The sequence below is a fragment of the Rhodoferax sp. GW821-FHT07G04 genome (assembly GCF_059418585.1).
Genome location: NZ_JBWKQD010000001.1, coordinates 805,926 through 818,306 on the forward strand (window position 1 = coordinate 805,926; position 12,381 = coordinate 818,306).

Here is a 12,381-nt window from a genome sequence, read left to right on the forward strand (position 1 = left end):
CAAAACCGTCAACGGACCAACCTAAACCCCTATGACACAACCCACCGACAGCAACGCTGCCGCGCTGCATGCCACGCCCTACGGCACGCTGCCCCCGGCATCCCCCATGCCCAGCCGCAAACCCATCAGCCTGCCACGCCTGGCCGAGATGCGCACCCGCGGCGAAAAGATCACGATGATCACCGCCTACGACGCCACCTTCGCGGCCGTGGCCGATGCGGCGGGCATCGACAGCATCCTGGTCGGCGACTCGCTGGGCATGGTCTGCCAAGGCCTGCACACCACGGTGGGTGTGTCGCTGGAGCACATGCGCTACCACACCGAGATGGTGTCGCGCGGCCTGCGCCGCGCCCAGGCCACGGCATGGCTGATCGGCGATATGCCGTTTGGCTCGTACCAGGAATCCAAAGAGCAGGCCATCCGCAGCGCGTCGGTACTGATGCAGGCCGGCGCCCACATGGTCAAGCTCGAAGGCGGCGGTTGGACGACGGAGACCGTACGCTTTTTGGTGGAGCGTGGCATCCCCGTCTGCGCCCACCTGGGGCTCACGCCACAGACCGTGCACTCGCTGGGCGGCTACCGCGTACAGGGCAAGACCCAGGCCAGTGCCGAGGTGCTCAAACGCCAAGCCCATGAGTTGCAAGACGCCGGCGCCACGATGCTGGTGCTGGAGATGGTGCCCGCCCCGCTGTCCAAAGAGTTGACCGATGAATTGGTGCATTGCGCCACGATCGGCATTGGCGCGGGCAAAGGCACGGCTGGTCAGGTGCTGGTGATGCACGACATGCTGGGCCTGAACCTGGGCAAGAACCCCAAGTTCGTGCGCAACTTCATGGACGAGGCCAGCAGCATACGCGGCGCGTTCGAAGCCTATGTGGCTGCCGTCAAAAACGGCAGCTTCCCCGACGACACCGTACACGCCTGGTGAAGAAGCGACGCCTATGAAAGTCATCCACACCATTGCCGAGCTGCACCAGGAACTCAGCGCCTACCGCCACCCCGCCGTGGTACCCACCATGGGCAACCTGCACGCCGGCCACCTGGCCCTGGTGCGCCAGGCCAAGCCGCTGGGCGACATCACGGTATCTACTATTTTTGTGAACCGGCTGCAGTTCGCACCGCACGAGGATTTCGACACCTACCCCCGCACACTGGACGCCGATTGCCAGCAGTTGGAGGCCGCTGGCTGCGACCTGGTGTTCGCCCCCAAAGAGGCCGAGATGTACCCGCAGCCACAGACCTTCAAGGTGCACCCACCCACCGAGCTGACTGACATTTTGGAAGGCCACTTCCGCCCCGGCTTCTTCATCGGCGTCTGCACCGTGGTGCTGAAGCTGCTGTCGTGCACGCAGGCGCGCACAGCGCTGTTTGGCAAGAAGGACTACCAGCAGCTGATGGTCATCCGCAACATGGTCAAGCAGTTCGCGATGCCGGTGAATATCGTCGGCGGCGAGACCCAGCGCAGTGAAGACGGCCTGGCCCTGTCCTCGCGCAACGGCTACCTGAGCCCCGCAGAACGCCAACAAGCCGTGCAGCTGTCGGCAACACTCAAGACCGTGATCGCTGCCTTGCACGCCAACCCGGCCATTGATGCTGCCGGCATCAGCCGCCTGGAGTCACAAGCCATGCAAAGCTTGAGCACGCTGGGCTGGCGTCCCGACTATGTGGCCGTGCGCCGCCAAGCCGATCTGCAGGCCGCACAGGCCGGGGATGCGATGGTGGTGCTGGCTGCGGCGCGGCTGGGGGCTACGCGCTTGATAGACAACATGGAAGTGTGACGAGGCTGCCTGGGTGAGCGCTGGGGATACAGCCACACTCGCCCCAAAACCTATGCTACTTTTTATGTAGCTACAAATCACCGTCTGACGAGGGCTAGAGGCCAGTTTCACTGACACCCACCTTTAAAATACCCGAAATGGGTATTTCAGATAGGCAGGCAATGCCACAAGCCTACATACGGCTATCGGCGCGCCTGTTGGATGATCGAATGCGCTTGACAGCGTATGCACCGGCAATCACGACGAGGACTTTTCCCCACTCGGCTACGAACATCGCCATGGAAATCTTGTGTGGCAGCAACAGGGAAATAAAAGCACCCGCGCAGTACCAAAGAAGAACGAATGGAATAACCCACACCATTCGATTCCCTTTTCCCACGAGAATGAATGACACGGCACCGCCGGCGAAGAACGGCAATACTTCACCCAACAAGAAGGCAACGGCAAGCAGGTCGCCTTTCATTTAATTCGTAAACGCAAGGCGTTGATACACGGCAACCGCCTACAAAAACCGATCCAATATCTTCCGACTCCGCACATCCAGCGCCAGATGGTCCTTGATCAAAAACTGGATGCCATGCGAGTCCGACACGAGCAGGGTGCCTGCGGTACCGATGCGGCGAATATCTTCATCGCCGCGCAGCACAAACTCGGTGTCACCGCGGTCTGTTTCCACTTTCCAGGTGCAGGGCGTCGAAAAGCTGGTGACTGCGGTGATCTTGGCTATCACCGGCATGAATTCACGGGTGCCCAGTTCCTGGCGCACCAGGGTCTGGGCGGGCTCGGCCACGGCGGCCAACTGTTCGATCCAGGCGACCTCATGCCCATCCGTATCGACCAACGAGATGCCGACCTCGGGCGACTGGATGGGGAAGGCGCGTATGGGCACCACGCCCACAAAGCGTTCGCCCTGAGCGTTGGTCAACACCAGTTTGCCAAAGGCGTCGCGCTGCAGGGTCCAGCCGCTGGTAATCACAATGCTTTGCTCGTTCATGCAGAGGCGTCCATGTCAACGTCCATATTGCGGGCCTGGGCCTGGTAGAGATTGAAGTAGGCACCCTCGGCGGCCATCAGCACATCGTGCGACCCTTCTTCGACCACACGGCCCCGGTCCAGCACCACCAGACGGTCGGCACGGTGCAGCGTCGACAGGCGGTGGGCGATGGCGATCGTGGTGCGGCCCTTCACCAGATTCTCCAGCGCCTTCTGGATTTCTTTCTCGGTCTCGGAGTCCACCGACGAGGTGGCCTCGTCCAAAATCAAAATCCGCGGGTCGATCAGCAGTGCGCGGGCAATCGAGATGCGCTGGCGCTCACCGCCCGACAGGCCCTGGCCGCGCTCACCCACCATGGAGTCATAGCCTTGCGGTAGCCGCAGGATGAACTCGTGCGCATGGGCCGCGCGGGCGGCGGCAATGATCTCGGCCCGCGTGGCATCGGGCTTGCCATAGGCGATGTTCTCGGCAATCGTGCCAAAGAATAAGAAGGGCTCCTGCAAGACCAAGCCGATGTTCTGGCGGTAGTCCGGGATGGCGTAGGAGCGGATGTCTACGCCATCGACCTTGATGGCGCCTTCGGACACATCGTAAAAACGGCAGATCAGGTTGACCAGCGTGCTCTTGCCCGAGCCGCTGTGGCCCACCAGGCCAATCATTTCGCCGGGCTCAATCGTCAGATTGATGCCGCGGTTGACCTCGCGGTTGCCATAGCGGAAGCCCACATCGCACACCTCGATGCGGCCCTGCACCTTGCCCACATGCACGGGCTGGGCGGGCTCGGGCACGCTGGAGACGTGGTCCAGGATATCGAAGATGCGCTTGGCAGCCGAAGCCGACTTTTGTGTGACCGACACGATGCGACTCATCGAATCCAACCGGCCATAGAAACGGCTGATGTAGGCAATGGCCATCAGCAGCATACCCACCGTGATCTTGCCCTTGGATACCTGCCAGATGCCAAAGGCCCACACCACCAGCAGACCCACTTCGGTCAGCAGCGACACACTGGGCGAGAACAGCGACCAGATCTTGTTGATGCGGTCGTTGACCAGCAGGTTGTGGTGGTTGGCCTCGCGGAAGCGCTTGGCCTCGCGCTGCTCCTGGGCAAAGGCCTTGACGACGCGGATACCGGGAATGGTGTCGGCCAGCACATTGGTGACCTCGCCCCAGACCCGGTCGATCTTCTCGAAGCCGGTGCGCAGGCGGTAGCGCACGAAGTGGATCATCCAGCCGATGAAGGGCAAGGGCACCAGCGTGATCATCGCCAGATAGGGGTCCATCGTGAACAGGATCACGGCGGTCATCACGATCATGACCACGTCGCTGGCAAAGTCTGTCAGGTGCAGCGACAAATAGACGGCGATGCGGTCACTCTCGCTGCCCACGCGCGACAGCAAATCGCCCGTGCGCTTGCCGCCAAAGTATTCCAGCGACAGGCGCAGCAGATGCTCGTAGGTGGTGGTGCGCAGGTCAGCCGCAATGCGCTCGGACACCAGGGCCAGCACATAGGTCTTGCCCCAGCTCAGCACCCAGGCCAGCAAGCCAGCACCCAGCAGGGCCAGCAGGTAGAAGGCGATGGTGCCAGTGCCCACGTCTTGGCCGTTTTGCAGCGGGATCAGCACCTTGTCGACCAGGGGAGCGGTCAGGTAGGGCGGCACCTGGTGGGCGGCGGTGCCCAGCAGCATCAACGCAAAGCCCAGTGCCAACTGGCCCTTGTACGGTTTGGCGAAGCGCCACAGGCGAAACAGCGTCCAGGTGGAGGGTGGCGTGTGGACCACCTTGGTGCAGATGGGGCATTCCTCCTGGTCCGGCTCCAGCGGAGCCTTGCAGCTGGGGCAGACATTGCGAAGCGCCTGCACCAGGGGTTTGCCGCTGATGTGGCTATCCAGTTGGGCCTGGAACTGGTTGACCAGGCGGATAGCGTGCAGGTTTTGGCCCAATGTAAAGCGCCAGGTGGCCAACAGGCCTTGGGTGTCCACCAGGTTCAGGTGGCCCACGCCGGCATGGTCGTGGTGGCGCAGCTCCAGCCCCTGGCGGAAGGCCCATTCCTGCCAGCGGGTGTCGCCACCGGCGCGGCTGAGCACGCGCAGATTGGTCACCACCACCAGGCTGCCCACGAAATTCAGCTTGGCATCAAGGTCAACCTCCAGCGTGGCCAGAACGTTCTCCTCTGGTCGGAGTTGTGATTGCAGGGCCTCGCGCCAACGGGCGGAAACATCACCCAGCATCGGGCTCGCGGCAATAGCGTCAGAGGTCATGGGATACAGCAGAAATTCTTTTCATTTTGAACCGGGAGCAGCCCGCAAACCGATTGCAGCAGGCTCCATACTTTACGATACTCAGTTTGGAGCATCCTCGCCGCTCCCCCCAGGGGGTTCGGGCGGGCAAGATACACAACGCGGTCAGCGCCACATTGGTGGACTGGCCCCCTGAAAAGCAGCCATGACGGACCTGAAAAAGATAGAGATTCTCCGGGTAACACACCTGCGTGGCCCCAATATTTGGACCTACCGCCCGGTCATCGAGGCCTGGGTGGACATTGGCACACTGGAAGACTTCCCCTCCAACACCCTGCCCGGCTTTGTGGATAGGCTCAAGGCCTGGCTGCCCAATATGGTGGAGCACCGCTGCAGCGAAGGCGTACGCGGCGGCTTTTTTCAGCGTTTAGAGGAAGGCACCTACGCCGCCCACATCCTGGAGCATGTGACGCTGGAGCTGCAAAACCTGGCCGGCATGAAGACCGGCTTTGGCAAGGCCCGATCCACATCCAAACGCGGCGTCTACAAGGTGGCCTTTCGCACCCGGCAAGAGCAGGTCGGGCGCGCGGCGCTGGAGGCCGGCCGCCAGCTGCTGGAAGCCGCCATCAACGACACGCCGTTTGACATGGCCGCCACCGTCGCCCATCTGAGCGAAATGGTGGACGACCTGTGCCTGGGCCCCAGCACCTCCCACATCGTGGATGCAGCCACCGATCGCCGTATCCCCTCCATTCGCCTGACCGAAGGCAACCTGGTGCAGTTGGGCTATGGCATCAACCAGCGCCGCATCTGGACGGCCGAGACCGACCAGACCAGTGCTATTGCCGAAGAGATCGCCAGCGACAAGGATCTGACCAAGGCCCTGCTGAAATCCTGCGGCGTGCCCGTGCCCGAAGGCCAGTTGGTGCGCAGCGCAGAAGCTGCCTGGGAAGCCGCGCAAGACATCGGCGTGCCCGTGGTGCTCAAGCCCTACGACGGCAACCACGGACGTGGCGTGTCGCTGGACCTGCGCACGCAGGCAGATGTAGAGGCGGCCTATGCGCTGGCCCACCGCAAGGGTGGCGGCAGCAGCGTCATCGTCGAGAAATTCATCCCTGGCAACGAGCACCGCATCCTGGTCGTTGGCAAGCAAGTGGTTGCCGCCGCGCGGGGCGAGGCCCTGTGGGTGGTAGGCGATGGCATCTCCAACATCGACCAGCTGACAGACGACCAGATCAATTCCGACCCACGGCGCGGCAGCGGCGAAGACTTCCCGCTCAATGCGCTGATGCCCAGCCGGTCGGGCGAAATCGTCCTGGAGCTGGAGCGCGCCGGCCTGACGCCGCAATCCGTTCCCGCCAAGGACCAGAGGGTGCTGATCCAGCGCAACGGCAATGTGGCCTTTGACGTCACCGATGCGCTACACCCTACCGTGGCCGCCGCGGCCGCACTGGCCGCACGCGTGGTCGGCCTGGACATTGCCGGTGTGGACATGGTGCTGGACGATGTGTCCAAGCCCCTGCAATCCCAGGGTGCCGCCGTCATCGAGGTCAATGCCAGCCCCGGCTTGCTGGCCCATATCCGCCCCGCAGAAGGCCAAGGCCGGCCGGTGGGCAAGGCCATCATGGAGCATCTGTTCGGCATGGACCGCAATGGGCGCATCCCCATCGTGGGCATCACCGGTACGCAAAAGACGGGCCGCATCGCCCGCATGGTGGCTTGGCTGGCGCACATCAGCGGCAAGCACGTGGGCCTGGCCTGTAGCGAAGGCCTGTACCTCGATGGCCGCCAGGTGGACGCCCGCGACTGCGCCACCTGGGACGCCGGTCAACGCCTGCTGATCAACCGCTCTGTGCAGGCTGCCGTTTTTGAAAACGGCAGCCAGACCATACTGGCCGAAGGGCTGGCCTACGACAAATGCTCTGTGGGTGTGGTCACCGACGTGAGCTGGAATGAGTCCCTGGTGCCGTTTGACATCCTGGATGCGGAACAGGCCTTCAAGGTGGCCCGCACCCAGGTCGATGTCATCCTGCCCACCGGCACCGCCGTACTGAATGCGGCCGACCCGCAGGTGGTGGAGATGGCTGAACTGTGCGACGGCAAGGTCATCTTCTACGGCATGGACGGCAACAGTGCCGTGCTGTCCCAGCACCGCGCTGCGGGTGAGCGCGTGGTGTTTGTGCGCGACGACCAGATCGTGCTGGCCCAGGGCGCCCAGGATGTGGCCCTGCTGCCGTTGGCCTCGCTGAAGCCGGCCAAGGCCTCGCAACCGGAAATGGTGATGGCCGCCGTGGCCGCAGCCTGGGCCCTGAACATTCCCCCCGAGTTGATCGGCGCAGGCCTGCGGACCTTTGAGTCCAACCCCAAGAAAACCCCTTACTGATCGAGACACCATCCATGGAAGTCACCCGCATCCGCGCCCTGCGTGGACCCAATTTGTGGAGCCACCACACCGCCATCCAGTCCATTGTTTCCTGCTCCCCGCTGGAGCGGGATGTCGGCAAGATTGACGGCTTTGAAGCCCGGCTGCGGGCACGCTTCCCCGAGATCAGTCCCTTTCAACCAACCGGCCATGACGACTCCATTCCCATGGTGCATGTGCTGGAGTTGGCGGCTCTGGGCCTGCAGGCACAAGCCGGCTGCCCGGTGACCTTTAGCTGCACCACGCCCACGGTGGATGCGGACGTCTACCAACTGGTGGTGGAGTACAGCGAAGAGGCCGTGGGCCACCTGGCCATGGACATCGCCCAAACGCTGTGCACGTCGGCGCTGGAAGACACACCCTTTGACCTGGCCAACGCCCTGACCCAACTGCGCGACCTCGACGAAGACGTGCGCCTGGGGCCCAGCACCGGTTGCATCGTCGACGCGGCCGTGGCCCGCGGCATTCCCTACAGCCGCATGACCGAAGGCAGCATGGTGCGCTTCGGCTGGGGTAGCAAGCAGCGGCGCATCCAGGCCGCCGAGATGGATGTGACCAGTGCCATCTCCGAAGCCATCGCCCAAGACAAGGAACTGACCAAGAAGCTGCTGGCCGCCGCCGGCGTGCCCGTGCCCTCGGGCCGAGCCGTGACCGATGCCGAGGATGCCTGGGCTGCAGCCCTTGAAATCGGCCTGCCCGTAGTGGTCAAGCCCAAGGATGGCAACCAGGGCAAGGGTGTGACGGTCAACATCACGACCAAGGAGCACCTGACCCGGGCCTATGCCATTGCCTGCGAATTCCGCGACGACATCCTGGTTGAGCGCTATATGCCCGGCAACGATTTCCGTTTGCTGGTGGTTGGCGACAAGCTGGTCGCCGCGGCGCGGCGCGACCCACCCAAAGTGGTGGGTGACGGCGTGCACACCATCACCGAGCTGGTCCACCAGATCAACCAGGACCCGCGCCGGGGCTCGGGCCACTCCACGTCGTTGACCAAGATCCGCATCGACGATATCGCCCACACCTGCCTGGCCAACCAGGGCTTCAAGGCAGACGATATTCCAGCCAAGGGCCAGCGCGTCAACCTGCGCAACAACGCCAACCTGTCCACTGGCGGCTCTGCCACCGACGTGACCGACGACGTGCACCCCGAGGTAGCGGCCCGTGCGGTGGCTGCGGCCCATATGGTGGGCTTGGACATTTGCGGGGTCGACCTGGTGTCGGACAGCATCTTGCGCCCCATCGAAGAAGTGGGCGGTGGCATCGTCGAGGTGAACGCCGCACCAGGCCTGCGCATGCACCTGAGTCCCTCGTTTGGCAAGGGCCGGGCCGTGGGCGAGGCCATCATCTCCAGCATGTTCAAGAACGGCCAGAACGGCCGCATTCCCATCGTGGCGGTGACGGGCACCAATGGCAAGACGACCACGGTGCGCCTGATCTCGCACCTGCTGGCGCAGAACGGCCTGACGGTGGGCATGACCAATACCGATGGTGTCTACGTGGGTGGCAATGTCATCGACACCGGCGACTGCAGCGGCCCTAAGAGCGCCAAGAGCGTGCTGTTGCACCCTGATGTGGATGCCGCCGTGCTGGAAACCGCCCGTGGCGGCGTGTTGCGCGAAGGCCTGGCCTTTGACCGCTGCGACGTGGCCGTCGTCACCAATGTGGGTAGCGGCGACCACCTGGGCCTGAACTACATCACCACGGTGCAAGACCTGGCCGTGCTCAAGCGCGTCATCGTGCAAAACGTGGCGCCCACCGGCACCGCAGTGCTCAATGCCAGCGACCCCATCGTGGCGGCTATGGCCAGCAAATGCCGTGGTTCGGTCACCTTCTTTGCTGTCGACAAATTCCACCCGGTCATGGCCACGCACCGCGCACAGGGCCAGGCCGTGGTCTATGTGGAGAACGGCCATATCGTCGCCAGCAAGGGCGACTTCCAACAGACCATTGCATTGGCAAGCATTCCTGTCACCATGGGCGGCCTGATCCCCTTCCAGGTGGAAAACGTCATGGCCTCGGTGGCTGCGGCCTGGGCACTGGGCATGGACTGGGACACGATACGCCAAGGCCTGTCGGGCTTCTCCAATGACACCCACAATGCCCAAGGCCGCTTCAACTTCTTCAAGTACCGTGGCGCCACCGTCATTGCCGACTATGGCCACAACCCCGACGCCATGATTGCACTGGTGCAAGCCGTGCAGGCCATGCCGGCCAAGCGGCGCTCGGTGGTCATCAGCGGCGCAGGTGATCGGCGCGACCAGGACATCCGCCAGCAGACCGAGATTCTGGGCGATGCCTTTGACGAAGTCATCCTCTATGAAGACCAGTGCCAACGCGGCCGCCGCGACGGCGAGGTGATTGCGCTCTTGCGCCAGGGCCTGGCCCACGCACGCCGGACCACACAGACGTCGGAGATCAAGGGCGAGTTCCTGGCGATCGACACCGCCATGGACAAGCTAGTGGCCGGTGAGCTGTGCTTGATCCTGGTGGACCAGGTGGAAGAAGCCTTGGCCCACATCGCGGCCAAGGTGCAAAAAGGCTGAATCTAGCCCCGTCTCACACGCCTTCAGCGGTGGGGCCTCGCCCCATCAGTGTGGCCACGGCCTGCGCGGGTTGCAGGCGGCCGTCCAGCAGATCGACGACACAGCGGGCTATCGGCATGTCCACCCCCAGGCTGGCGGCGCGCTGTACCACGGTGCGGGCGCTGTACACGCCTTCGGCCACATGGCCCAGCGCCTCCACGGCCTGTTGCAGGCTGTGGCCCTGGGCCAGGGCTTGGCCCACACGTCGGTTCCGGGACAAATCACCGGTGGCGGTCAGCACCAGATCACCCAGGCCGCTGAGCCCCATGAAGGTCTCGGACTTGGCGCCCAGCGCCAGCCCCAGACGCGTCATTTCAGCCAGCCCCCGTGTGACCAAGGCAGCCCGCGCATTGAGGCCCAGTTGCAGGCCATCGCAGAGACCGGTGGCAATGGCCAGCACGTTTTTGACCGCGCCCCCCACTTCAACACCGACGACATCGTCATTGGCATAGACCCGCAAGGTGGTGTTGTGGAAAGCCCCGACTAGAGCGTCGCGCACGGTGGCGTCGGCACTGGCAGCCACCAAGGCGGTGGGCTTGCCCAATGCCACCTCTTGCGCGAAGCTGGGACCGCTGAGCACGCCAGCGCGCAAACCGGCCGCAACCTGCGACTGGATTTCATGCCCCATCAAGCCGGCATTGGAGCCTATGCCGGCCTCAAAGCCCTTGCAGAGCCAAGCCACCGCCGCAGGGCTGCCCTGCAACTGCGCGAGCAGGCCGCGCAGCCCCGCCATCGGCGAAGCCAATATGACCAAATCTTGGGAATGCAAGGCCGCCAGAACGTCGGGTAAGGCCTGGCTGCTGACCTGCAAGGCGGGCGGCAGCGCCACGCCCGGCAGATAGCGCTGGTTCTCGCGGCCCTGCAGCATGGACTGCGCCTGCGCTGCATCGCGCACCCACAGCGTCACGCTGTGTTGCGCCGGGGCCCGGCTGGCATTGATGGCCAAGGCCGTACCCCAGGCGCCGCCCCCGATAACTACTATTTTCATAGCACTCTAGACAATAGATACGAGGGCTAGCGGGCTATTTGCCCAAATGCACTTACTGTGGCAGTGTGCTGGCGGGTGCGTTGGCAGAAGCTGCGGCCTGCGCCTGTTGCTGCTGCTCGTACATGGCTTGGAAGTTGATCTCGGTCAGGTGCACGGGTGGGAAGCCGCCGCGCTGGATCAGGTCGGCCACATTGCCACGCAGGTAGGGGTAGACGATTTGCGGGCAAGCGATACCCATCAACTGGCCCATTTGCTCTTCGGGCACGCCGCGGATTTCGAAAATGCCGGCTTGCTTGGCTTCGACCAGAAACACGGTCTTGTCCTTGATCTTGGTGTGCACAGTGGCGGTCACAGCCACTTCGAACACGCCGTCGGCCACGGGAGCGGCTTCCACACCCAGTTGGATGTCCACGGAAGGTTGCTCTTGTTCCAGCAGGATGGCGGGGGAATTGGGTTGCTCCAGCGAAGCCTCTTTGAGGTAGACGCGTTGGATCTGGAATACGGGAGTCGCAGGAGTCTGGTCGGACATAAAACAGTCTTTCAAAGTAAAACAATGCCCACCCAAAAACACTCCGGGCGGGCTGGCAATGACAATTAACGGGAATTTCGTTAATCGCAGATTATCTCAGGCCGGCATGCCCCCTCTTCAAGGGCATTCCGCCTCCCTCCGGGTTTGCCCTAGGCCGCGTTGAGCAGGGGCATGAGGCCGCCGCGGCTGTCCAGGGCCATCAGGTCATCGCAGCCCCCCACATGGGTGTCGCCGATGAAGATTTGCGGCACGGTACGCCGGCCGGTGATCTCCATCATTTTGACCCGCTCCTGGGGCAGGCTGTCGACGCGGATTTCGTCAATGCTTTCCACACCCTTGGAAACCAGAATGCGTTTGGCCTGCACGCAATACGGGCAAAACGCGGTGGTGTACATCTTCACACTTTGCACAGCTCAAGCCTTCTCAATGGGTAGGTTGGCGGCTTTCCAGCCGGCCATGCCACCGCCCAGTGACTGGGCCTGCTCATAGCCCAGCTTCTTGGCGATGGCCACTGCGCGCGCCGAGCGGGCGCCCGACTGGCAGACCAGGATCAGCGGCAGGGTTTTGTTCTTGACGGTGGTGGCCAGCTTGTTTTCCAGCTCAGCCAGTGGGATATTCTTGGCGCCGCCCACGTGGCCGGCCGCGAATTCGCTGGGCTCGCACACATCCACGACGACCGCTTTTTCGCGGTTGATCAATTGGACTGCTCCGGCCGGGTCCAGCCCCGCAACGGCCGCACCTTGGATCACCGGCCACAGCAGCATGGAGCCTGATGCCAGCGCGACCGCAAACAGCATCCAGTTATCGAGAAAGAATTTAAGCACTTTGTTCCTTGTAAGTAATCG

The 12,381-nt window shown here is 63.2% G+C and carries 11 protein-coding genes; 4 read left to right on the forward strand and 7 right to left on the reverse strand.

The window, feature by feature from the left end:
* Nucleotides 1-31: 31 nt before the first annotated feature.
* Nucleotides 32-928, forward strand: coding sequence for a 3-methyl-2-oxobutanoate hydroxymethyltransferase (panB, locus tag AC07OO_RS03680; RefSeq protein ID WP_495080699.1), 897 nt, complete (start codon nt 32-34; stop codon nt 926-928).
* 13 nt (nt 929-941) lie between these two features.
* Nucleotides 942-1,778, forward strand: a complete 837-nt coding sequence (panC, locus tag AC07OO_RS03685) for a pantoate--beta-alanine ligase (protein WP_495080700.1) — start codon at nt 942-944, stop codon at nt 1,776-1,778.
* A gap of 172 nt (nt 1,779-1,950) precedes the next feature.
* Here the strand turns inward: panC and AC07OO_RS03690 are convergent, their stop codons facing one another.
* The 3 genes from AC07OO_RS03690 to AC07OO_RS03700 are packed head-to-tail and all read right to left on the reverse strand — an operon-like array spanning nt 1,951 to nt 5,033.
* A complete protein-coding gene (locus AC07OO_RS03690) occupies nt 1,951-2,241 on the reverse strand; it encodes a hypothetical protein (RefSeq protein WP_495080701.1) in 291 nt (96 codons plus the stop codon).
* Nucleotides 2,242-2,280: 39 nt separating this feature from the next.
* Nucleotides 2,281-2,772 (reverse strand): cyanophycin metabolism-associated DUF1854 family protein, encoded by a 492-nt coding sequence (locus AC07OO_RS03695; RefSeq protein WP_495080702.1) that lies wholly within the window; start codon nt 2,770-2,772, stop codon nt 2,281-2,283.
* Nucleotides 2,769-5,033 (reverse strand): cyanophycin metabolism-associated ABC transporter, encoded by a 2,265-nt coding sequence (locus AC07OO_RS03700; RefSeq protein ID WP_495080703.1) that lies wholly within the window; start codon nt 5,031-5,033, stop codon nt 2,769-2,771. Before AC07OO_RS03700 ends, AC07OO_RS03695 begins: the two co-directional genes overlap by 4 nt.
* A gap of 184 nt (nt 5,034-5,217) precedes the next feature.
* On the opposite strand from AC07OO_RS03700, the gene AC07OO_RS03705 reads away from it, so the two are divergent.
* Nucleotides 5,218-7,395, forward strand: a complete 2,178-nt coding sequence (locus AC07OO_RS03705; RefSeq protein WP_495080704.1) for a cyanophycin synthetase — start codon at nt 5,218-5,220, stop codon at nt 7,393-7,395.
* A gap of 14 nt (nt 7,396-7,409) precedes the next feature.
* On the forward strand, nt 7,410-9,980 hold the full coding sequence (cphA, locus tag AC07OO_RS03710) for a cyanophycin synthetase (RefSeq protein ID WP_495080705.1): 2,571 nt from the start codon (nt 7,410-7,412) through the stop codon (nt 9,978-9,980).
* Between the two features lie 13 nt (nt 9,981-9,993).
* Here cphA and AC07OO_RS03715 read toward each other — a convergent pair whose 3' ends face one another.
* The 4 genes from AC07OO_RS03715 to AC07OO_RS03730 form a co-directional block, all read right to left on the reverse strand.
* On the reverse strand, nt 9,994-11,007 hold the full coding sequence (locus AC07OO_RS03715; RefSeq protein WP_495080706.1) for an NAD(P)H-dependent glycerol-3-phosphate dehydrogenase: 1,014 nt from the start codon (nt 11,005-11,007) through the stop codon (nt 9,994-9,996).
* Nucleotides 11,008-11,059: 52 nt separating this feature from the next.
* Nucleotides 11,060-11,536 carry a protein-export chaperone SecB gene (gene secB, locus AC07OO_RS03720; protein WP_495080707.1) on the reverse strand — a complete coding sequence of 159 codons (477 nt, stop codon included), beginning with the start codon at nt 11,534-11,536 and terminating at the stop codon, nt 11,060-11,062.
* A 149-nt stretch (nt 11,537-11,685) separates the two neighbouring features.
* Entirely contained in the window at nt 11,686-11,946 is a 261-nt protein-coding gene (gene grxC, locus AC07OO_RS03725; RefSeq protein ID WP_495080708.1) for a glutaredoxin 3, read from the reverse strand.
* Nucleotides 11,947-11,949: 3 nt separating this feature from the next.
* Nucleotides 11,950-12,333, reverse strand: a complete 384-nt coding sequence (locus tag AC07OO_RS03730) for a rhodanese-like domain-containing protein (RefSeq protein ID WP_495081768.1) — start codon at nt 12,331-12,333, stop codon at nt 11,950-11,952.
* Nucleotides 12,334-12,381: the final 48 nt, after the last annotated feature.

Excerpts from the sequence above, each read along its gene's own strand:
- AC07OO_RS03700 (WP_495080703.1), bottom strand. The coding sequence starts at position 5,033 with ATGACCTCTGACGCTATTGCCGCGAGCCCGATGCTGGGTGATGTTTCC.
- panC (WP_495080700.1), top strand. The coding sequence starts at position 942 with ATGAAAGTCATCCACACCATTGCCGAGCTGCACCAGGAACTCAGCGCC.
- panB (WP_495080699.1), top strand. The coding sequence starts at position 32 with ATGACACAACCCACCGACAGCAACGCTGCCGCGCTGCATGCCACGCCC.
- AC07OO_RS03705 (WP_495080704.1), top strand. The coding sequence starts at position 5,218 with ATGACGGACCTGAAAAAGATAGAGATTCTCCGGGTAACACACCTGCGT.
- AC07OO_RS03715 (WP_495080706.1), bottom strand. The coding sequence starts at position 11,007 with ATGAAAATAGTAGTTATCGGGGGCGGCGCCTGGGGTACGGCCTTGGCC.
- cphA (WP_495080705.1), top strand. The coding sequence starts at position 7,410 with ATGGAAGTCACCCGCATCCGCGCCCTGCGTGGACCCAATTTGTGGAGC.
- AC07OO_RS03730 (WP_495081768.1), bottom strand. The coding sequence starts at position 12,333 with ATGCTGTTTGCGGTCGCGCTGGCATCAGGCTCCATGCTGCTGTGGCCG.
- AC07OO_RS03690 (WP_495080701.1), bottom strand. The coding sequence starts at position 2,241 with ATGAAAGGCGACCTGCTTGCCGTTGCCTTCTTGTTGGGTGAAGTATTG.
- secB (WP_495080707.1), bottom strand. The coding sequence starts at position 11,536 with ATGTCCGACCAGACTCCTGCGACTCCCGTATTCCAGATCCAACGCGTC.
- AC07OO_RS03695 (WP_495080702.1), bottom strand. The coding sequence starts at position 2,772 with ATGAACGAGCAAAGCATTGTGATTACCAGCGGCTGGACCCTGCAGCGC.